The sequence below is a fragment of the Paenibacillus humicola genome (assembly GCF_028826105.1).
Classification (GTDB): domain Bacteria; phylum Bacillota; class Bacilli; order Paenibacillales; family Paenibacillaceae; genus Paenibacillus_Z; species Paenibacillus_Z humicola.
Map to the genome: position 1 here is coordinate 856,206 of NZ_JAQGPL010000001.1, position 19,469 is coordinate 875,674.

21 protein-coding genes are annotated in these 19,469 nt (G+C 60.9%); 12 read left to right on the plus strand and 9 right to left on the minus strand.

The window, feature by feature from the left end; translation table 11 throughout:
• Positions 1-54: 54 nt before the first annotated feature.
• A complete protein-coding gene (locus PD282_RS04055; protein ID WP_274649090.1) occupies positions 55-1,212 on the plus strand; it encodes a PP2C family protein-serine/threonine phosphatase in 1,158 nt (385 codons plus the stop codon).
• Between the two features lie 94 nt (positions 1,213-1,306).
• Here PD282_RS04055 and PD282_RS04060 read toward each other — a convergent pair whose 3' ends face one another.
• From PD282_RS04060 to PD282_RS04080, 5 genes are all read right to left on the minus strand, one after another.
• On the minus strand, positions 1,307-2,533 hold the full coding sequence (locus tag PD282_RS04060) for a magnesium transporter CorA family protein (protein WP_274649091.1): 1,227 nt from the start codon (positions 2,531-2,533) through the stop codon (positions 1,307-1,309).
• 92 nt (positions 2,534-2,625) lie between these two features.
• Positions 2,626-2,781: a hypothetical protein gene (locus PD282_RS04065; protein ID WP_274649092.1), complete on the minus strand. Its 156-nt coding sequence runs from the start codon at positions 2,779-2,781 to the stop codon at positions 2,626-2,628.
• Entirely contained in the window at positions 2,765-3,550 is a 786-nt protein-coding gene (locus PD282_RS04070; RefSeq protein ID WP_274649093.1) for a sigma-70 family RNA polymerase sigma factor, read from the minus strand. Before PD282_RS04070 ends, PD282_RS04065 begins: the two co-directional genes overlap by 17 nt.
• Positions 3,547-4,026 (minus strand): anti-sigma B factor RsbW, encoded by a 480-nt coding sequence (gene rsbW, locus PD282_RS04075; protein ID WP_274649094.1) that lies wholly within the window; start codon positions 4,024-4,026, stop codon positions 3,547-3,549. The genes PD282_RS04070 and rsbW overlap by 4 nt, the downstream gene beginning before the upstream one ends.
• 27 nt (positions 4,027-4,053) lie before the next feature.
• Positions 4,054-4,377, minus strand: a complete 324-nt coding sequence (locus PD282_RS04080) for an STAS domain-containing protein (protein ID WP_274649095.1) — start codon at positions 4,375-4,377, stop codon at positions 4,054-4,056.
• 285 nt (positions 4,378-4,662) lie between these two features.
• On the opposite strand from PD282_RS04080, the gene PD282_RS04085 reads away from it, so the two are divergent.
• On the plus strand, positions 4,663-5,211 hold the full coding sequence (locus PD282_RS04085; protein WP_274649096.1) for a general stress protein: 549 nt from the start codon (positions 4,663-4,665) through the stop codon (positions 5,209-5,211).
• An 89-nt stretch (positions 5,212-5,300) separates the two neighbouring features.
• On the opposite strand, the gene ligD is transcribed toward PD282_RS04085, so the two are convergent.
• Genes ligD through ku form a run of 3 tightly spaced genes read right to left on the minus strand, consistent with a single transcriptional unit; the run spans position 5,301 to position 8,236 of the window.
• Entirely contained in the window at positions 5,301-6,200 is a 900-nt protein-coding gene (gene ligD / locus PD282_RS04090) for a non-homologous end-joining DNA ligase (RefSeq protein ID WP_274649097.1), read from the minus strand.
• On the minus strand, positions 6,197-7,297 hold the full coding sequence (locus tag PD282_RS04095; RefSeq protein ID WP_274649098.1) for an ATP-dependent DNA ligase: 1,101 nt from the start codon (positions 7,295-7,297) through the stop codon (positions 6,197-6,199). Before PD282_RS04095 ends, ligD begins: the two co-directional genes overlap by 4 nt.
• 3 nt (positions 7,298-7,300) lie before the next feature.
• Positions 7,301-8,236, minus strand: coding sequence for a non-homologous end joining protein Ku (ku, locus tag PD282_RS04100; RefSeq protein WP_274649099.1), 936 nt, complete (start codon positions 8,234-8,236; stop codon positions 7,301-7,303).
• A gap of 172 nt (positions 8,237-8,408) precedes the next feature.
• Between ku and PD282_RS04105 the strand changes: the two genes are divergently transcribed.
• The 9 genes from PD282_RS04105 (at position 8,409) to PD282_RS04145 (ending at position 15,552) form a co-directional block, all read left to right on the plus strand.
• Positions 8,409-8,594 (plus strand): hypothetical protein, encoded by a 186-nt coding sequence (locus PD282_RS04105; protein ID WP_274649100.1) that lies wholly within the window; start codon positions 8,409-8,411, stop codon positions 8,592-8,594.
• 27 nt (positions 8,595-8,621) lie between these two features.
• Positions 8,622-8,816 carry an H-type small acid-soluble spore protein gene (locus PD282_RS04110; RefSeq protein ID WP_274649101.1) on the plus strand — a complete coding sequence of 65 codons (195 nt, stop codon included), beginning with the start codon at positions 8,622-8,624 and terminating at the stop codon, positions 8,814-8,816.
• A gap of 341 nt (positions 8,817-9,157) precedes the next feature.
• Positions 9,158-10,024, plus strand: coding sequence for a YitT family protein (locus PD282_RS04115; RefSeq protein WP_274649102.1), 867 nt, complete (start codon positions 9,158-9,160; stop codon positions 10,022-10,024).
• Between the two features lie 270 nt (positions 10,025-10,294).
• The gene (gene thiL, locus PD282_RS04120) at positions 10,295-11,449 is read left to right on the plus strand and encodes a thiamine-phosphate kinase (protein WP_274649103.1); all 1,155 of its coding nucleotides are present in this window, start codon (positions 10,295-10,297) and stop codon (positions 11,447-11,449) included.
• Positions 11,450-11,523: 74 nt separating this feature from the next.
• Positions 11,524-12,027, plus strand: a complete 504-nt coding sequence (gene tsaE / locus PD282_RS04125; RefSeq protein ID WP_274649104.1) for a tRNA (adenosine(37)-N6)-threonylcarbamoyltransferase complex ATPase subunit type 1 TsaE — start codon at positions 11,524-11,526, stop codon at positions 12,025-12,027.
• Positions 12,008-12,964, plus strand: coding sequence for a tRNA (adenosine(37)-N6)-threonylcarbamoyltransferase complex dimerization subunit type 1 TsaB (tsaB, locus tag PD282_RS04130; protein ID WP_274649105.1), 957 nt, complete (start codon positions 12,008-12,010; stop codon positions 12,962-12,964). The genes tsaE and tsaB overlap by 20 nt, the downstream gene beginning before the upstream one ends.
• Positions 12,961-13,476, plus strand: a complete 516-nt coding sequence (gene rimI, locus PD282_RS04135) for a ribosomal protein S18-alanine N-acetyltransferase (protein ID WP_274649106.1) — start codon at positions 12,961-12,963, stop codon at positions 13,474-13,476. The genes tsaB and rimI overlap by 4 nt, the downstream gene beginning before the upstream one ends.
• Positions 13,445-14,473 (plus strand): tRNA (adenosine(37)-N6)-threonylcarbamoyltransferase complex transferase subunit TsaD, encoded by a 1,029-nt coding sequence (tsaD, locus tag PD282_RS04140; protein WP_274649107.1) that lies wholly within the window; start codon positions 13,445-13,447, stop codon positions 14,471-14,473. Before rimI ends, tsaD begins: the two co-directional genes overlap by 32 nt.
• A gap of 194 nt (positions 14,474-14,667) precedes the next feature.
• Complete coding sequence (locus tag PD282_RS04145) at positions 14,668-15,552, plus strand: pentapeptide repeat-containing protein (protein ID WP_274649108.1); 885 nt, start codon at positions 14,668-14,670, stop codon at positions 15,550-15,552.
• 1,024 nt (positions 15,553-16,576) lie between these two features.
• Here PD282_RS04145 and PD282_RS04150 read toward each other — a convergent pair.
• Complete coding sequence (locus PD282_RS04150; protein ID WP_274649109.1) at positions 16,577-18,508, minus strand: ABC-F family ATP-binding cassette domain-containing protein; 1,932 nt, start codon at positions 18,506-18,508, stop codon at positions 16,577-16,579.
• Between the two features lie 254 nt (positions 18,509-18,762).
• Here PD282_RS04150 and PD282_RS04155 point away from each other — a divergent pair, with 254 nt between their 5' ends.
• Positions 18,763-19,422 carry a 5-formyltetrahydrofolate cyclo-ligase gene (locus PD282_RS04155; protein ID WP_274649110.1) on the plus strand — a complete coding sequence of 220 codons (660 nt, stop codon included), beginning with the start codon at positions 18,763-18,765 and terminating at the stop codon, positions 19,420-19,422.
• Positions 19,423-19,469 lie beyond the last annotated feature (47 nt).

Sequence of the window (19,469 nt, forward strand, 5' to 3'; positions counted from 1 at the left end):
AATCCGGCGTTTGGATTGCCGCAGCCGGGAAACGAAGGATTTGGGAGATGGACGATGAGCATTGTAATCGTGGACGACAATCCGATGAATATAACGGTCGTGCAGGAAATATTGAAACGGGCGGGGTACAAGAAGATGAGCCCGGCGTCATCGGGATCGGAGCTGTTCAGACTGCTCGGTCTGACCCCGTTCGGCGATGAGCCGGAGAAACCGGATTTAAGCCGGCCGGACGTCGATTTGATTCTGATGGACATGATGATGCCGGGAATCGACGGCATTTCGGCGTGCCGCGCGATCCAGCGGTCGGAACGGCTGCGCGACATTCCGATTATTATGGTGACGGCCATCGGCGACTCGAATAAGCTGGCCGAATCGCTCGACGCCGGAGCGATCGATTACGTCACGAAGCCGATCAACCGGATTGAGCTGCTTGCCCGAATCCGGGTTGCGCTGCGGCTGAAGGAGCAGATGGACCTGCACAAAGACCGGGACCGCAGGGTAAAAGAAGAGCTGCAGCTCGCGCGGGAGGTGCAGCTCGCGGCGCTTCCGCAGCCCGTCGAGGAAGAAGGCATTTCGATCCAGGCGATCTTCCGGCCTTCGGAGGAGCTGTCGGGCGATTTATACGCCTGGAACCGGATTGACGATCACCGGTACGGCGTCGCCGTCATCGATGCGATGGGACACGGCATCTCCTCGTCGCTCGTCTGCATGTTCATCGCTTCGGTGCTGAAGGACGCGATGGTCAAAATCGTCGAGCCGCGGCGGCTTATCCGCGAACTGAACCGCCGCGCGCTGCAGCTGCATTTTGCCGATCAGCTGATCCAGTATTATTTTACCGCGCTGTACATGGTTGTCGATCTGAAAAACGGCACCGTCGAATATGTAAACGCCGGCCACCCGCCGGGGATGCTGCTGCGCGGAGACGGCAGCGTCGAGTCCTTTGCCGGAGGCGGCGTCGCGATCGGCATGTTCGAGGAAGTGACGGTGGAGAAGCATGCGCTGCAGCTCGCTTCCGGCGACCGGCTTATCCTTTTCACCGACGGCATGCTGGAGCTGGCTGCGCCGGCCGGAGAGGACCAGGTCGCGAAGCTTCAGGAAGCGCTGCGGACCCTAAGCGGGATGTCCTGTGAGCAGGTCGAGGAGAGGCTGTTCAAAGACGACAGCGAGTCGAGGCCCGACGACCGATGCATCGTCCTGGTAGATATCCGCTAGCCGGCTGCCGTTCCTCGGGGCAATAAAGAAGCCACAACCGGACTTTTGGTTGTGGCTTTTGCTATGTGGTGCGAGAGTCTGCCTCGCATGCGATTCAGGCTTTGCGGCTGCTGCGGCTTGGCAGCGGGTCGTCCGGGGCCGGGGCCCGCTGCGGCGGCGGGGTCCGCTGGATCGCGGTGCTGCGGCTCGGCAGCGGCATATCTTCGCCAGGCGGGATCGATTCGGCAACTTCGCGCTGCGGTACGGGCGTAATGATTTCCTTCGGATGGCGGCCGTGAAGAATGTCGCCCGTCCAGCCTTTGCGCCACAGCCACCAATAGATCGCCGCCATCGACAGGACGATGATGAACGCGATGACCGCAAACCCCCAAGGCTCGTCCGACCAGGGAATGCGGTTGAAATTCATGCCCCAGATGCTTCCGATTACCGCGGCCGGCGTGAACAGGGCGGTGAAGATCGTGAGCGTCTTCATAATATCGTTGCCGCGGAAATCGGCGATTGCCTCGTCCATCGATAGCAGCGTATCGATTTCATGCGCGTAATGATCGAGCAGCTCCGAGATGCGCAGCAGCTTGAACTCCATGCGTTTGAATTCCTCGCGCTCCGTCAGGGCGCTCATGAACGCTTCCTTGGCGGCACCGTGCAGCTCCCGGACCGGGATAAAGAGATGGTTCCAGTGCAGCAAATCGTACCGCCGCTCGAAAATGACGTTCATGAGGCCGGTCCGGTTGCCGCGGCGCATCTGCTCTTCCAGCCCGCCCAGGCTGATCTCGAACGCGTCCAGCCCTTGATGGAACGTCTCGAGGATGAGGCTGACGATGACAAAAAAACCTTCGGGCGCCGTGTCGCACCGGACCAGCTTGTCGTCCCAAGGCTCCTGCTGCAGCCGGACCGACAAGCGCAAATCGCTATGAATCGTAAACAGCTTGCGGTCGGAGATCCAAAAATGCAAAGGCGAAATATCGCTGCGGTCCTCCGACACCTGGAACAGCAGCGTGCCCTGCAGGACGGGTTCGCCGCCCGGGAGCTCGGTCACCAAAATATGGTTATAGGAGCGGCCGGATGTTTCCTGCGGCCATCCGGCCAGCTCGGGGTGCTCCCGGACCAGCTCCCGCACCGCTTCTTTGGAAACGCCGGCTGTCAGCAGCGTGTCTTTTGCCGGACTGCCTTCGCTGCGGTTGCGTTCGCGTTCCGCCCCTTTCGTCTCGGAAAGGCGGCCGGAGGCGTTTCTTCGGCGGCTGAGTCCGGAAGTTTCAGGACGTTGTTCGTAAAGCGCATGCCACTCCCATTCGGCGGGGAAGCGCAGCATCCGATGCATCATGGGTTTACGAGTCCTCCTGCTTGTCCGTTCGTAGATTCCTTATTCATATTATCATAACGCGAACGCTCCCCGATCACAACCGTCGGCAGACCCTATTCGGACGCGATCCGGGAAACGGCATCCGTACCCGAAGCGGCCGCCTGGCGGGAATACGAATAAAAAAGCACGCCGTTCGGCCGGTATAGCCCGATCTTCGGCGTGCTGTCGCTCTCACGGACACGGCATTCGGCGTCAACCGCCGCCGTCATGCTCGTCCGGTTCTTTTTTCACCAGGAGCTGCTTCAGCTTCTCGATCGCCCGGCGCTGAATGCGCGAGATGCTCATTTGAGAAACGCCGAGACGGCTCGCGATCGTCCGCTGCGGCAAGCCTTGCTGATAAACCATAACGAGCACCTGCCGCTCCTGAGGCTTCAGCTGGGCCATAGCGGCCTCGAGGTCCAGCTTTTTGTCCACCGCATCGTAGTCGTCGGCCGGCGAGCCGATCAAATCGCCGAGCGTCGTCGTGTTTTCCTCTTCGGAGATCGGCGTATCGAGCGACACATAATGGTACAGCTCGCGCCCGGCCAATATTTCCAGCGTTTCCTCCACGGAGAGCTCCATGTGGGCGGCAATTTCCTCCACCTTGGGCGACCGTTCAAGACGCACGGTTAAATCGTCGACCGCTTGCTGGACCGCGATCCCTTTCTCTTTGATCCGCCGCGGCACCTGGATGTACCAGGATTTATCCCGCAAATAGTTTTTCATATGGCCGATGATGCTCTTCATCGCAAACGGTTCGAATTGGACGCCGAGCGATACGTCAAACTGCCGGAAAAGACGAAGAAGCGCGATCTGGCCGACCTGTGCGAGATCTTCGTAAAGATCGGGACGATTGCGCGATATTTTACCGGCCGCCATTCGTACCATCGGTACATAATGCTCGATCAGCATGGTCGCTTTTTCCTCGGTCGGGTCCTTCTGATAGTCCAGAATCCACTCGGCCGCGGTAAAAGGCTGCTTGGCCGGCTGCATACTCATGCTAACTCTCCGCTTTTTGCCAGCCGTTTGGTCAATACGACCTCCGTACCGTCTTCGCTCTTCACTTCAACCTGATCCATCAGCGCCTGCATCAGGTAGAGACCGAGCCCGCCGGCTTCGAGCTCATCGACGGTTTTGCCGTGGAGCGACTGCGCCTTGCGGGCGGCTTCGGCGGCGTCGAAGCTTCGTCCATCGTCCTTTACGATGATGGAAAGAGCGTCGGTCCGTTTCACGAAGCGGATTTCGATAAAGGGGGCGCTTTGCGGAGCCTGCACCGCTTCGCCTTGAAGCGGGTCGCCGTAGGCGTACAGGACCGCGTTGTTGCACGCTTCGGAAACGGCGACTTTCATATCTTCGATTTCTTCGTAGGAAAATCCGATTTTCACCGCCAGCCCGTACAGCGTCAGCCGGACGAGATCGATATATTCGGCCGATGCCGGAACCTGCAACGTAACCAGTTCTTCATTCACTTTCATTCGCTTTCCGTCCCTTTCTGATGGCGATCAGGCATGCCCGAGCAAAAAAGGCGTGATGCCCGTCATATCGAACAGCTTGCGGATATTTGGGGGAATGGCTTCAACATTAAAGGGCGCGTTCATCGCATGGCGCGCTTTGAGAATCGATACGAGAATACCGATTCCGGTGCTGTCGACATAACGGAGCTCGCGCAAATTCAGCGTCAGCTCGCAGTTTTCAAGCTCGACAAGCGGGGTCATCGCGGCTCTCATCTGCGCAGCGGATTCCAGATCGAGTTCTCCGCCGATATAAACGATGCATTGTCCGTCCTTGTTCTCGGTTCGCAAATATAATTTATCCGTCTGCTTCATAGAACCCTCTCCTACGGCGTTATAAAGTCCCGGCGGCCGCCGTGTCCGGCTTGCCGAGGCTCATATTAACTACTGTATACCCGCCCTCCGGCGCTTCGAAACACGGCCGGGAGTGATTTCATTTTAACCGATTGAAGCGGGGCGTGATAGGGTATACCAAACGTAAACAAGCTTTATCCATAACAAAGATAAAGCAAGTTTGCGCGAGGTCGTCGGAATGAGCCGGAAAGCGAAGCCGGCCATGCCGAAGACTGCGTAAACCCAATCTGCAAGGAGGAGATGGCGATGGCGTTACAAGCCGGCGTTTTCCGTAAGGAGCAGCAGGCGATCGAGGCCGTACAGGCATTGGAGGCGGAGGGCTTCGCCCGAACCGGTATTCATGTCTTTGCCAAAAATATTGAGCATACGCGGCGGATCGAGAGCGAAACCGATGTGCACGCCGACGAAGTGCAGGAGCTGACGGAGACGCGCGACGAGTCCGGCGAAGGCGGCCGTTACGGGCTGCCCGGCTTCGTTTCTGCGCCGCTCAGCACGGCTGCCGGATTCGCCTTTCTCGGCAACTCTCCCGGAGTGAGCAGCTCCACGCCGTATAACGGAGCCGGGGTATTCGCCGCCGCCGGCATGCTGGACGGCGAGTCGAACATGGAACAGTCGCTGCGCGCCCTTGGACTGGACGAGGAGACGGCAGGCGTATGCGGGAAGGCGATTGCCGAAGGAAGCATCGTCGTAGCCGCCGATGTCGATGGCGGTTCTTCGGACGGCGGCCCCGACTTGTCGAGCGGCGGCCGGGCCGAAGCCGTTTTCCGCCGCTGCGGGGCGGAGCGGATCCTCTAATCCGAGAGGCCAACGTGCGAAGAATGAAGACAAGCCCGGATGAATGAAAGAGACTGCGGACGTCCGCAGTCTCTTCGGCGCGTTTGCTTTCATCGCCGGCCGCCGCGGATGAACGCCAGAATCGGCTTCAGCGACTGCGGCCTGACGGTGTCCAGCAGATCGCCTTCGCGGCGCAGCCGGTCGGCGATGTTGAGCAGATTGAAGTCCTCGATCCGGGCGCCGGCGCGCACCTCGCGCCAGTGGAGCGGGGTGGAGACGGCGGCGCCGTCCCTGGCGCGGGGCGAATAGGGCGCGATGATCGTTTTGCCCCGGTAGTGCTGCAAATAATCGACGTAGATCAGATCGCCGCGGTTCTTTTTCAGCCGCTCGATCGTGAACAGCTTCGGATATTTGTCCGCCAGATAAGCCCCGACGAACTCCCCGATCTGCCGCAGCTCGTCGAACGTCAGCTCGGGAATGACGGGGGTGACGATCTGCGCGCCGGTAGCCCCTGACGTCTTCGGGACCGATGCGATGCCGAGCGATTCGAGCAAATCCCCGACGAGCGACGCCGCCTCCATAATGCGCGGCTCCACCTCCCGCGACGGGTCGAGATCAAGAACCCATTCGGTCGGACGGACCGGATCGCTGATGCGGTCGAACGAGGCATGAAACTCGAGACAAGCCAGGTTTCCGAGCCACAGCAGTACGGGAAGCGAATCGAGCATGACGTAGCGGATGCCGCCGGCTTCGGACGTCCGGACGAAATCGGGTACAGGCTCGGGACAGTTTTTCTGGTAAAACGATTTGCCCCGCACGCCGTCGGGAAACCGGATCGTCGTCAAATATCGGTCGGCGCAGTGCTTCAGCAGCCAAGGCGAGAGACCGGCAAGCCGTTCCAGGAACACCGCCTTCGTGATCCCCATGTCGGGCCATAACACTTTGTCCGGATTGCTGATCGTCACTTCCCGGCCGTCCACCATGACGGTGCCCTTCACGGTACGGCTCATGGCTGCGTCTCCTTCGGCAGGAAGGTGACCAGCTTCGGATGCCGAAGCTGTCCCGCCGCCGTAATTTCAAGCCCGGTAACCCGGCAAAGGAAAGGAACGGGCAGCCACTGCACCTGCTCGCGCTTCAGATCGTCGGGAAGCCGTTCGAACGGGCAGACGCCCGCCGCCGGGGGCTTCGTGCGGTCGGGCCGGAAAGCCGCGGCGAGCGCGCCGCGCAGCTCGTCGTTCAGCCCGAGCGACACCGAGCCCAAATAGCCGCCGCCGTACGCCATCACCAGGCTGGCGACAATCCCGTTTCGCCACTTGAGGCCGACGATTTCGACGTCAAGCAGCAGCGCCGTTTTTTTCTTGAACCAGTCGCGGTGCTTCTTGGCTTCGCGGTAGGGGCTGGACAGCCGTTTGGCGACAACGCCTTCCCATCGGCCGGCTTCGACCCAGCTCCACAAGCTTCCGCCGTCGAGATACAGGTCTGTCGCAAAGAGTCGCGGGTGACGGCGCGGACATTTGCGCGCGAGCCGGCGGTTCCGCTCCGAATAGGGAAGCTCCCGGAGATCGCCGCTCTCGTCGGCAAGCAGGTCGAACAGGACGTAATGCAGTCCGGTTTCGAGAGACGGTCCGGACACCGCCGGCCTGCTTCCGGCAGCCGCTTCCGGACCGTTCGCCGGATCGAAAGCCGGCGTCTGCTCATGCGCCGCATGCGACTCTGGCACTGTCAAAGCGGCGTCGGCCCCCGGCGATGCGCCTGCTATCGTCCCCGCCGACCGGCTGCGCGATCGTTCCCGCTTCAGCACCTGCTGGAAGCTGGGCCGGCGGCCGTCCCACCAAATCACCTCGCCGTCCAGCAGGCAGGGGCCGAGCTCGTCCGACAATCCTTTCAGGATGGCGGCGATTTCCGGATAAACGTGATTTTTCGCCAGCATCGTACGCGAAAACAGCCTGACCGATCCCTGCCCGTCCAGCTCGGCCAAAATCCGGACGCCGTCCCACTTCAGCTGGTAGCCCCAGTCCCTGCCTTCGGGAAGCGTGTCCGCGGAGATAGGCGCCATCGGAACGAGAGGCAGCAGGGAAAGGGGAGAAGCATCAGCAGACCGTTCCATACGCTACAAAATCTCCTTCGAATTGAGGCCTTTCTTGGCGCGGGGCGAAGGTGCTTTCGCTTTTGCCGTTTCGTCTGCGCCGTCCGCCGGCGCTTCCTTCTTAGCGCCCTTCTTGTCCGCCGCGCGCTTGCTCGCGGTTCCGGTATCCAGCGTCCCGGCGGCTTCCGGCGCGAGCCGTACCGACTCCAGGCTCGCCTGCAGGGCGGCCATCAGATCGAGCACGTTCGTGCGCGGCTGCTCGGGAGCGACGCGAACCTCTTCGCCCGCGATTTTGCTTTGGATGAGATCCATCAGGCGGCCGCGGTAATCGTCGGTATATTTCTCCGGCTCGAACGGCGTCGACAGCTGCTCGATCAGCATCCGCGCCATCGTGAGCTCCTTCTCGTTGACCTGAACGGTTTCCGGAAGCCCCGGCACCTGCTGCACCGGCCGGATTTCGTCGGGGTAAAAGATCGTTTCCATCGCCAGGCAGTCGCCGATGACGCGGATTGCCGCGAGCGAGCTTTTCGAACGGATGGAAATTTTCGCGATCCCGATCCGCCCCGACAGCCGCATTGCTTCAAGAAGCAGATTATACGCGTTGCCGCCGGCCTGATCGGGAGACAAATAGTACGTTTTTTGAAAATAAATCGGATCGATCTCCTCGAGAGCCACGAAATCCAATATTTTAATCGTCTTCGTCGCGTCGTCCGACAGCTGCTCGAGCTCCTCTTTTTCGAACAGCACGAACCGGCCTTTGTCGTATTCGTAGCCCTTCACGATCGCATCCCAATCGACGGTCACCTCGCAGGCCGGGCACTGCCGGACGTACGAGATCGGACTGCCGCATTCGCGGTGGATAAGCCGCATCGAGATGTCTTTATCCTCCGTGGCCGAAAACATTTTGACCGGGACGTGTACGAGGCCGAAGCTGATCGCCCCTTTCCAGACGGTATGCATTTGTTCCCCTCCCTTTATTCCTATTTCGCTTCCGGGCTCTTGCGAAACCGGGCGAAAACCGCATTTTCGTTCGCACTAGCAGGTTATGTTATCAGCGTTCCCCGAATGCATGAAACTCAACCGATTCGGGCATATTTTCGTTAAACCGCACAACCTGACAGGAGGGGATCGCATGTCCGAAGCGGGCAACTCGCCGGCCGGTTCGAAAACCGACGCGCGGCACGAAGGACGCGAGGATTATTTCATGGATATCGACCGGATGGTCAACGAAGGGCTGGGCGGCGGCCAGGTGACCGAGCAAAACGGCCTGATCGAAGAATCGACGACCGACACGATGGAGCCGGAAACGAAGGAATAACGATACCCGGAAGGAGGGAGATTGGGAATGGATACGAAGCGGGCGCTGGAAATTTACAATGCGGAGGAAACGATTCCGGTCCATCTGGACGGCAGGCCGGTCTGGATCGAAAAGGTCGACGAGACGAGCGGAACCGCCGCCGTGAAAATCGAATCGAACCCCGAACGGACGCAAAATGTGCCGGTCGACCAGCTGCAAGAGGGATTCGGATCAACCGTATAAATTACGAAAATCCTACTGCTCCTCCGATCGGGCCGGAAACGGCGGCGGGGGAGCTTTCGTTTTGCAGGCCGGACGGAAGGCGTCGCCGAATCGCGTTTGATTGGCTTGGGCGAATGCAGCCTCATGCTGAGGACGACGGCTTTTATCCGGTGAAGGAGTGAAAGGTTATAGCGGAATCTCGTGATAGTTGAATGAAATATCATGAAAACAAAAGATAACCATGGTTTTTAGTTGGAAGATGAAGAAAAAAACATGTATAATGGAATTATAAGCTTAAATTCGGAGTTCCGTCCCGAACGCGGCGGAACCGTTCCGGATTTACAGACAGAGGAGGGGGAACCATGGGGAAACAGCATTTTCGGCTGACGAAGCTGGAACTGCTCATCAGGACCGTGTTTTTGACGATCGGCGCGGCGCTGGTCGCCGTCGCCCTTGAAATTTTTCTGGTGCCGAACAGCATCGTAGACGGAGGCATCACCGGCATTTCCATTATGATCGCCCACGTGACGCACCTGCCGCTCGGCTTATTCTTGTTCCTGCTCAACATTCCGTTCCTTATTATCGGGTATAAGCAAATCGGCAAGACGTTCGCGCTGTCGACGCTTTATGCGGTTACGATCATGTCGATCGGCACGGTGCTGCTGCATCCGGTCAAGCCGCTGACGTACAGCACGTTCCTCGCTCCGGTTATCGGCGGGGTAATTCTCGGCATCGGCGTGGGATTGGTGATCCGTAACGGCGGCTCGCTGGACGGCACGGAGATTATCGCCATCCTGTTCAACAAGAAGCTGCCGTTCTCGGTCGGCGAGGTCGTCATGTTCATGAACCTGTTCATTCTGGGAAGCGCGGGATTCGTCTTTACGTGGGACAGCGCGATGTATTCGCTCATTGCGTATTATATCGCCTTCAAAATGATCGACGTCACAATTGAAGGCTTCGACGAGTCGAAGTCGGTATGGATCATCAGCGAGGAAGCGAAAGAACTCGGCGACGCGATCATGGACCGGCTCGGCCGGGGCGTGACGTATTTGCAGGGCGAAGGCGGTTTTACGGGCGGGGCGAAAAAAGTGATCTTCTGCGTCATTACCCGTCTCGAGGAAGCGAAGCTGAAATCGATCGTGCAGGAGCTCGATCCCGCCGCCTTTCTCGCCGTCGGCAATATCCACGACGTCAAGGGCGGCCGGTTCAAGAAGCGGGACATCCATTAGCTCGGGACCGGCGGGGCCGGGATACCCGGCGGCTTGGGGCAGCCCGGCAGAAAAGCCGATCTCGGACCGTCGCCGATCGGCGAACGACCGCCGGCTCGAGCTGCGCATGGTGCGCGGGATAGACGCGGGGAATCCCGCCGTTACATGGAGGGACTTCATGCGCTTAAACGGCGCAGGGAGTCCCTTTCCGTTTTTCGTTTCCGGTTCGCGTCAAGCTTCCTCAGCCCGGATGTTCCCCGCGAGCCGCAAAGTAGGACAATCCGGGACGTTTTGTTGCGACCGTGCGGGCGGACCGATATAATAAGGGGAAAATCAACGCGGTTCTGGGAATGGAGGCGGGCCCCTCTGGACGAATTCGCGCGCATCCGCCACTGGACGCACGGCCGCCAAAACGCGGAGCTGCTTAGGCAGCAGGGCGTCGTCATCGGCATCGGCGACGATGCCGCCGTCGTGGAGGCGCCGCCGGGCGAGGGCGGCGCGCTGCAGTGGCTGCTGGCGGTCGACACGATGGTGGAGACCGTCCATTTCAATGAGGCGACGATGGGCGAAGCCGACGTCGGCTGGAAGGCGCTCGCCGCGAACGTAAGCGATATCGCGGCGATGGGGGGCGTGCCCCGGCATGCGCTCGTTTCCGTGAGCGCGCCGCGGGCTTGGGAGCCGGCGCGCATCCGCCGGCTCTACGACGGGCTGTACGCGTGCGCCGGGCATTACGGCGTCGCGATCGTGGGCGGCGACACGACCTCGTCGCCGGCGCAGCTTGTGGTGGCCGTGACGGCCGTCGGCACCGTCGAGGCCGGCCGTGCGGTCAGCCGGGCCGGAGCGCGGCCCGGCGACGCCGTGTTTGTAACCGGGCCGGTCGGCATGGCCGCGGCCGGTCTGCATTTTTTGCTCGCGGCGGCGTCGGCGGGCGCCGGCTCGCCGTGCGTGCCGCTGGCCGCGGCCGAGGCGGCCGGCGCGGCGGCGCTTGTGCAGGCGCACCGCCGCCCGGCGCCGTCCTTGCGCGCCGCGCGTATGCTTGCCGCGCGCGGCACGGTAACGTCGCTGAACGACGTCAGCGACGGACTCGCCAGCGAGGCGTGGGAAATCGCCGAAGCGTCGGGCGTGAAGCTCGCGCTGCGGGAGCCGGACCTGCCGCTCGCCGGCAGTCTCGCCGCTTACGCGCGCTGGGCCGGCGCCGACCCGCTCGAATGGATGCTGTACGGCGGCGAGGATTATACGCTGCTCGGCACGATGGCCGCCGGCGACGCGCCGGCGGCCAAAGCGGCGCTTGCCGCCGCAGGGCTGCCGTTCTATGTGATCGGCGAAGTCGAGGCCGGTCCCGCCGGCGTCGAGCTGATCCGTGCCCCCGCGGCCGGACGCGGCGCGCAGAGCCTCGCGCAGCGACGGGAGCCGCTGGCGAAGCGGGGCTACAATCATTTTGCATAGCCGCGGCGTCCGGCTTGTACGGCGAATGCCGACGGACGCCGCAGGAAGACGGAGATTGACGGGTGGTTAATGCGATGGTCGATACAGGACAGGCCGTCTGGACGGCGGAAAGCGAATCGGATACGGTCCGGCTTGCGGAACTGCTCGCCGGCATGGCCGGCCCCGGCGCGGTGCTTGCGCTGGACGGCGATCTCGGCGCGGGCAAGACGCGGTTTTCGCAAGCGTTTGCGAAGGCCGTCGGCGTAACCGCAACCGTGAACAGTCCGACGTTTACCCTGATTAAAGAATACGAAGGCGCGCGGATGCCGCTGTATCATATGGACGTGTACCGGCTGTCGGTGGCCGAAGCGGACGAGCTTGGGCTGGACGATTATTTTTACGGCACCGGCATTACGCTCGTCGAATGGGCCAGCCTGATCGAGGAGCTGCTCCCCGAGGAGCGGCTGCAGCTGTTTATCGAGCACCTGGGCGGAGAACGAAGACGCATCAACTTGACGGGCATCGGCAGCCCGTATGCGGATTGGTGCCGGCAACTTCTAACGATGGGAGCGGAAGGAAATGACGGGTCAGCAAGCTGAAGGCCGGGAGGCTGCGGACGGGCCGCTTATGCTCGCCGTCGATACGTCGACGGCGGCGCTGGCTGCGGCGGTCGTTCGCGGCGGAACGACGCTCGCCTCCCTGCAGACGATGGCGGAGCGGAACCATTCCGTCCAAACGGTACCGCAAATCAAGGCGCTGCTGGAGCGGAGCGGCGTCGCTCCGGAGTCGCTGGACGGCCTGGCGGTCGGGCGGGGGCCCGGTTCCTATACGGGCATGCGCATCGCGGTGGCGGTGGGCAAAACGCTCGCTTGGGTTTGGAACAAGCCGCTTGTCGGCGTTTCCAGCCTGGAAGCGCTCGCCTATGGCGCGATGTGCGAAGCGGCGGATGGAGCGGACGAAGCGGCCGCCGGCGACATTGGCGGCGAGTTCGGACGGCCTGCGGATTTAGGCGAGGTTTCTGTAGGGCGCACCCATCCGGCGCAGGCGGACGGGATCGTTTCGCCGGAAGAATGGTATATTCCGATTATGGACGCCCGCCGCGGTCAGGTGTATACCGCGGCTTTCGCTTCGCAAGGCGGAAGGGAAAGCTGGAGCCGGCTGGAGGACGACGGCATCCGGCTGATGAAGGATTGGGTCGACCGGGTGAACGGTTTGCGGCTGGCGCGGCGAAACGGCGAAGCGCCTTTCCGCATCTGGATCGTCGGCGACTTCTCGCTGCATGAGGCGGAAGGCGAGCGGCTTCGCAGCCTGTGCGAGGCGGAAATTTCCTATGCCGGCAGCAGGCACACGGAAGTCCGGCTGCTGCCGGCCGTCCTGAACGGCAGCGCGGTTGCCGCGCTTGGCATGCGGCGGATCGCCCGCGGCGAACGCGACGAAGCGCATACGTTCGTCCCGAACTACACGCAGCTGGCCGAAGCAGAGGTCAAGCTGCTGGCGCGGCAGGCGGGGCAGGCGGGAGAGGCGGGCGGCCGATGAAGGAGTCGTTGGAAAGCCGCGTCGTTTTCCGGTCCATGACGCTTGCGGACATTCCCCGCGTGCTCGACATCGAACGGGAAGCGTTCACGAGCCCGTGGTCCGGCGAAGCGTTCGTGAACGAGCTGACGAATAATCATTTCGCCCGTTATATGGTTATGGATCTGGACGGCGATATTATCGGCTACGGCGGCATGTGGACGATAATGGACGAAGCGCACGTGACGAATATTGCCGTGCGCTCCGATTACCGCGGCCGCGGGCTCGGCGAGAAGCTGCTGACGGAGCTGCAGCGCACGGCCGTCTTTTTCGGATCGGCGCGCATGACGCTGGAGGTTCGGGTCAGCAACGAAATCGCCCAGCGGCTTTACCGGAAGCTCGGCTTCGAACCTTCCGGCATCCGGCCGGGCTATTATTCGGACAATCAGGAGGACGCCCTCATCATGTGGGCGGAGCTCGAACAGGCAGGAGCGGAAAACAAGCGTGACCACAAACGAAATTATTTTGGCCGTTGAAACGAGCTGCGATGAAACGTCGGTCGCAATCGTGCGGGGCGGCCGCGACATTTTGACGAATCTCGTATCCAGCCAGATCGAGACGCACGAGATGTTCGGCGGCGTCGTCCCGGAAATCGCCTCGCGCAAGCATGTCGAGACGATTACCGTCATCATGGAGCAGGCGGTGCAGGCGGCCGGCATTCCGCTTGCGGATTTGTCGGCGATTGCCGTGACGCAGGGCCCCGGACTCGTCGGCTCGCTGCTCGTCGGCATCGTCGCCGCCAAAACGCTGGCCATGGCGCTCGATCTGCCGCTGATCGGCACGCATCATATCGCCGGGCATATTTACGCCAACGCACTCGTCCACGAAATCACGTACCCGGCGGTAGCGCTCGTCGTTTCCGGCGGGCATACCGAGCTTGTAACGCTCGAACGCGAAGGGGCGTTCCGGATTATCGGCCGAACGCGCGACGACGCCGTCGGCGAAGCGTACGACAAAGTGGCGCGGGCGCTGCACTTTCCGTACCCCGGGGGCCCGCATATCGATCGACTGGCTCTGGACGCCGACGATGAAATCGAGCTGCCGCGCGCCTGGCTGGAGCCGGACTCGTTCGATTTCAGCTTCAGCGGCTTGAAATCGGCTGTGCTGGCGGCGATCAACCAGTCGAAAATGCGCGGCGAGCCGCCGATGCGCGCTGCCCTGGCGCGCGGCTTCCAGGCATCGGTCATCAACGTCTTGACGGAGAAGGCGCTGCGCGCCGTTCGCGAATGCGGAGCGAAGCAGCTGCTGCTGTGCGGCGGAGTAGCCGCCAACCGCGGCCTGCGCGCCGCGCTGGCCGCTCGCTGCGAAGCCGAAGGCGTACCGCTGCTCGTGCCGCCGCTTTCCCTGTGTACGGACAATGCGGCGATGATTGCCGCAGCGGCGCATTTGAAATGGAAGCGCGGCGAATTCACCCCGCTCGACATGAAGGCGGAGCCGATGCTGTCGCTCGAGGACTGGTCGGTGAAGGACTGAGGTTTCCTTCGCGGAGAAGCCGTTTTGCGGCTATTCCGGCCGGGAGGGCGGCGAAAATGCAGAGGCGCTGCCCGCGTATCGCATTTGCACTTGACGTATACAGCCCGGCCTGTCGTTTCGGTAAGCGGAGACGGCGGGCTTTTTGCATAGACGTTCTTCATTATCATTCATCCGATTCGGGGAGGAGATATCCGATGTCCGGCCGCTATGAACATGCAAAGACTGACCCGTCCGATTACCGTACCGCTCTTCGGGCCGACTGCGAAAGCTGCTTCGGTCTTTGCTGCGTTGCGCTGCCCTTTGCCGCTTCGGCCGATTTTGCCCTGGACAAGGCGGCAGGGCGCCCCTGTCCCAATTTGCAGCCGGACTTTCGCTGCGGCATTCACGACAGCCTCAGACGGCAGGGGTTTAAGGGCTGCACGGTTTATGAATGCTTTGGCGCGGGGCAGAAGGTTTCGCAGGTCACGTTCGGCGGCCGCGACTGGCGGCAGGCTCCGGCTTCCGCAGAAGCGATGTTCGAGTCGTTTGCGGTCATGCGTCATCTTCACGAGCTGCTGTGGTATTTGAACGAGGCGCTTGCGCATCTCGCCACCCGGCCATTCCGGGACGAGCTGAGCCGGGTCTTGGAGGAGACGGAGCAGCTTACCGGGCTGGATGCGGCTTCCCTCCTGCAGGTCGATATCGCGTCCTGCCGGGAGCGGGCGAATGCGCTGCTGCTGCGGACGAGCGAGCTTGTAAGGTCCGAAGCTATCCGTTCCCTGAAGGTCCCTTCCAAGCGGCGAAAAGCTTTCGGCCGGGGCGCCGATCTGATCGGCACCAATCTGCGAGGAGCGGACCTGCGAGCCGCCAATCTGCGGGGGGCTTATTTGATCGCGGCCGATCTGCGCGGAGCAGATTTGCGAGCGGCCGACCTGATCGGGGCAGATTTGCGCGATGCCGATCTTGGCGGAGCGAACCTCACCGGCGCGATCTTCCTTACCCAGCCCCAGATTAACGCCGCTAAAGGCGACGCCGGGACCAAGCTGCCGCCGTCCCTGATCCGCCCCGAGCACTGGAACGCACCCGGAACCCTTGCATAAGAGCGGTGCTTCGCTGCACCGCGCACTGGTACAGAGGTGCGGGACATGCAGCACCGCCGCCGCCGTCATAAGAAAGCAGCCTGCCTTCGTTTGAACTGCACTCCAATTGTAGAAACCATCCAGCCATTGGAGGTGGGAGGTGCAGTTCGTTTCCGGCGGGCTGCTTTTTTGGTCTTTACCGCTTCTGGAGCCGGTTCCTCGGCCCGTCAATCATTCGGAGCGTTAACCGTTCACACGGTAAACAATCGCTCCTTTTGCGAAGACGGGTTGGTGCGGGCAGGATGGCCGCCAAGCAGCCTAAAGCAGCTTTTCAGGAGCGGCGACATCGCCGACAAGCGGCTTTAAGCATCACTTCAGGAGCGGCGATATCGCCGACAAGCGCGAAGCTTTCGCTGCGAACGCACATCTACGGCTCGCAAGAGCCGCCCGTTTAGAGGCGAGACTGCGACGGCGGCGATGCCGATTCATTTTTTCACCGCTTGCAGCTGACGCCAAGTTTCCCAACATACCGCCATATTTTATGCGGTTCCTCTGCTGGTTCATTTTGTAATCCACAGCAATATCCACAGGCCGGTGTGCTGATTGTGGATAACACAATAAAACGCAGTGTCCGCTTGTCTTTACAATGTGTATAAAAACGGGATAAGTTTTTCACAGGCGGCTGTGGACAATGTGGATAATGGGAGTATAATCGCCTGCTTCCGTCCACAGGAGAGCTGACTATGAACAATTCGTAAAGAAAATCAGCATTTGAAGCATCGGTTTAGTGCCAGAATTGCCGAACAATTCACCGTTTATTGTGGATAAAGCTGTGGAAAAGGTGGATATCGCACCGAATCCGAATTGTTGTGGATGGAAAAGAAGGCTCGGCACGGATAGGTGCCAGGCGTTGAACGGCCGGCCTGAGTCTGCTGCTTAACGGCGATTAAATCACGGAACAATGCGAAAAAGCCTTCCCCGGTCACTCGGGTGAAGGCTTTCCGTTTGAAACGTTATCGCACACGATTCCGCCGATTGCGCGCCGTTACGACAGCAGCTCCTCCCAGGCGTCGTAGGCGGTCTGAAGCTGCGCTTTTTTCGTGTCGATGTCGGTTTGAATCGATTGTACTCTTACATAATCGTTGTAAATGTCAGGATCGGCCAGTTCAATCTCCAATTCGGCGATTTCCTCTTCCAAACGGGCGATTTCCTGCTCAAGCAGCTCCTGCTTCCGCTGTCGATTGCGCTCGTCTCGTTTGGCCTGCTTGTCGGCTTCGTACGATTTTGGCGCGGCCGTTTCCGGAATTGGTACGGCAGCGACCTGCTTGTCCTGTGCGTTTTCCAGCCGGATTTGCTCGATTTCCTGTTTTTTCTCGACCATTTCGTCATAATTTCCCAGGAAATGATGCATTCCCTGCGGAGTCAGTTCGACAATGCGCTCCGTCATTTTATTTAGAAAGTAACGGTCATGGGAAATAAACAGCAGCGTGCCTTCGTAATCGATCAGCGCCGATTCGAGCACTTCCTTGCTGTACAGATCGAGATGGTTTGTCGGCTCGTCCAAAATGAGCACATTGGCGCGGGCCAGCATCAGCTTCGACAGCGAGACGCGAGCACGCTCGCCGCCGCTGAGCGTGCTGACGCGCTTCTGCACGTCGTCGCCGCTGAACAAAAAATTGCCGAGCACGGTGCGGATGCGGGCCTCCTCCATATGCGGATAGGCGCTCCAAAGCTCCTCCAGCACCGTATTGCCCGGGTGAAGTCCGCGATGCTCCTGGTCGTAATAGCCGATTTTGACGCCCGTTCCCCAGCGAATCGTCCCGGCGGCGACCGGCTGCTCGCCCAGCAGCGCTTTAAGCAGCGTCGATTTGCCGATGCCGTTCGGACCGAGCAGCGCCACATTCTCGCCCCTTTCGAGACGGAACGAAACGTTCGCGAACAGGGGTTCGCCCTTTCCGTCGAAGCGGATCGACAAATCGCGCACGTCCAGCACGTCGTTTCCGGTCTGGCGGTCGATTTCAAAGGCGAAATACGCTTTTTTCAGCTCGCCGGCCGGCTTGTCGACCTTCTCCAGCTTGTCGAGCATTTTGCGGCGGCTTTGCGCACGTTTCGTTGTCGAGGCACGGACGATATTTTTGCGGATAAAATCTTCAAGCCTCGCGATTTCATCCTGCTGCTTCTCGTACTGCTTCATCTGCGATTCGTAATCGGCGGCCTTCAGCTCGATGTACCGGCTGTAATTGCCCGTATACCGCTTGGCGCTATTGCGCTCGATTTCCACAATCGACTGAACGACGGCATCGAGAAAATAGCGGTCGTGGGAAACGACCAGAATCGCGCCCGGATATCCGCGCAAATAATCTTCGAGCCACGTCAGCGTCTCGATATCCAAATAATTCGTCGGCTCGTCGAGCATCAGCAGGTCGGGCGCCTGCAGCAGGATCCGGGCCAGCGCAAGCCGCGTTTTCTGGCCGCCGCTCAGCGTCGAAATGCTCGTATCCGGAGAGAAATGCCCAAAGCCCATGCCGTGCAGCACGCTGCGGATGCGCGTCTCCGTCTCGAAGCCGCCATGTTGGCGGAACCATTCGGAAAGTCGTGAATACTTGTCCAAAATGGCTTGATACGCTTTTTCGTCCCGCTGCAGGGAAGGATCGGCGATCTGCTGCTCAAGCGCGCGGAGCTCCCGTTCAGCCTCAGTCAAATGGGCGAATACCGCACGCATTTCATCTATGATGGTCCGCTCCGACTGCAGGCCGCTCGACTGGGCCAAATACCCGATCGTCGTCTCCTTCGCTTTATAAATGGAACCGGAATCGGCCGACAGCTCGCCGGCGATGATGCGCAGCAAGGTCGATTTGCCGGCGCCGTTGACGCCTACGAGTCCGACCCGCTCGCGCGCCTGAACCTGAAAAGTAATGGACGACAAGATGACGGTCGTCCCATAGCTTTTGGAAATGTCCGATACTTGAAGAAGCATATGATGAAGAAACCTCCATGCCGTAAAAGCTGGCGCATACAGGGCGCACTTCCATCAGTTTACCACAGGAAGCGGCCGATTCGCGACGATTCGCCGGCAAATTTGCCGGCGAATCCGCCCCCGACGAGCCGGAATTCGAAGACGCGGCCGGACCCGCATTCCGCATCCGAGACGCCGCCAAGCCATTGGCGAATTGCTGGCAACAGTGGTAAACTAGATAAACAAAAGCGGGAAAGAGGCGCGAAAATCGAAAGATGAAGCGACAGGATGTTCCGAGCGGCGGCGAGACGGCCGGCTTGAAGAAGACGCTTCGCGCGGCAGCGGCGGCCAGGCGGGATGCGCTGCCGTCCGAAAGCCGTGCCGGCTGGTCGGCCTCGGCCTGCGCGGCGGCCGCGGGGTGGCTGGCGGACGAGGGAATCGCCCGTCCCGGCGCGGCCATCATGGCTTATGCCGCATTTCGATCCGAGCTCGATCCGGCTCGCCTGGTCGAATGGGCATGGCAAACGGGAATGGACGTCATCCTGCCGAGAATCGACCCTTCAAGCCGAAGCATGGAGCTGTACGCCGTCCGGAGCTGGAACGAGCTCTCGGCTGGCGCTTACGGCATTCGCGAGCCCGAACCGGCGAAGGCGCGGCTCCTTGCGGAACGCGAGCTCCCGGCTGTCGTCTTCGTGCCGGGGCTGGCCTTCGATTCGGCAGGCGGCCGGCTGGGGTACGGCGGCGGGTATTATGACCGGTTTCAAAGCCGGGCTCTCGGCATTGCCGCCGCAGCGGGCGGCGTTCCTCCGTTGTGGGCCGGGCTCGCTTTCGAGGCGCAGCGATTGGATTCGGTGCCGATGGAAGCGCACGACGCAAGGATGAACTTGGTGATTACGGAGCAAGGCGTCTGCCGAATCCGGAGCGCGGCGAACTAATGCTGTCGGCGCGAAAGGCGGATGGATGGCCGCATCCCGAAAGGAGC

Bases quoted from the DNA above. Each gene is read 5' to 3' on its own strand.
- PD282_RS04055 (WP_274649090.1), top strand. From the start codon at position 55: ATGAGCATTGTAATCGTGGACGACAATCCGATGAATATAACGGTCGTG.
- PD282_RS04060 (WP_274649091.1), bottom strand. From the start codon at position 2,533: ATGATGCATCGGATGCTGCGCTTCCCCGCCGAATGGGAGTGGCATGCG.
- PD282_RS04065 (WP_274649092.1), bottom strand. From the start codon at position 2,781: ATGACGGCGGCGGTTGACGCCGAATGCCGTGTCCGTGAGAGCGACAGC.
- PD282_RS04070 (WP_274649093.1), bottom strand. From the start codon at position 3,550: ATGAGTATGCAGCCGGCCAAGCAGCCTTTTACCGCGGCCGAGTGGATT.
- rsbW (WP_274649094.1), bottom strand. From the start codon at position 4,026: ATGAAAGTGAATGAAGAACTGGTTACGTTGCAGGTTCCGGCATCGGCC.
- PD282_RS04080 (WP_274649095.1), bottom strand. From the start codon at position 4,377: ATGAAGCAGACGGATAAATTATATTTGCGAACCGAGAACAAGGACGGA.
- PD282_RS04085 (WP_274649096.1), top strand. From the start codon at position 4,663: ATGGCGTTACAAGCCGGCGTTTTCCGTAAGGAGCAGCAGGCGATCGAG.
- ligD (WP_274649097.1), bottom strand. From the start codon at position 6,200: ATGAGCCGTACCGTGAAGGGCACCGTCATGGTGGACGGCCGGGAAGTG.
- PD282_RS04095 (WP_274649098.1), bottom strand. From the start codon at position 7,297: ATGGAACGGTCTGCTGATGCTTCTCCCCTTTCCCTGCTGCCTCTCGTT.
- ku (WP_274649099.1), bottom strand. From the start codon at position 8,236: ATGCATACCGTCTGGAAAGGGGCGATCAGCTTCGGCCTCGTACACGTC.
- PD282_RS04105 (WP_274649100.1), top strand. From the start codon at position 8,409: ATGTCCGAAGCGGGCAACTCGCCGGCCGGTTCGAAAACCGACGCGCGG.
- PD282_RS04110 (WP_274649101.1), top strand. From the start codon at position 8,622: ATGGATACGAAGCGGGCGCTGGAAATTTACAATGCGGAGGAAACGATT.
- PD282_RS04115 (WP_274649102.1), top strand. From the start codon at position 9,158: ATGGGGAAACAGCATTTTCGGCTGACGAAGCTGGAACTGCTCATCAGG.
- tsaE (WP_274649104.1), top strand. From the start codon at position 11,524: ATGGTCGATACAGGACAGGCCGTCTGGACGGCGGAAAGCGAATCGGAT.
- tsaB (WP_274649105.1), top strand. From the start codon at position 12,008: ATGACGGGTCAGCAAGCTGAAGGCCGGGAGGCTGCGGACGGGCCGCTT.
- rimI (WP_274649106.1), top strand. From the start codon at position 12,961: ATGAAGGAGTCGTTGGAAAGCCGCGTCGTTTTCCGGTCCATGACGCTT.
- PD282_RS04145 (WP_274649108.1), top strand. From the start codon at position 14,668: ATGTCCGGCCGCTATGAACATGCAAAGACTGACCCGTCCGATTACCGT.
- PD282_RS04150 (WP_274649109.1), bottom strand. From the start codon at position 18,508: ATGCTTCTTCAAGTATCGGACATTTCCAAAAGCTATGGGACGACCGTC.
- PD282_RS04155 (WP_274649110.1), top strand. From the start codon at position 18,763: ATGAAGCGACAGGATGTTCCGAGCGGCGGCGAGACGGCCGGCTTGAAG.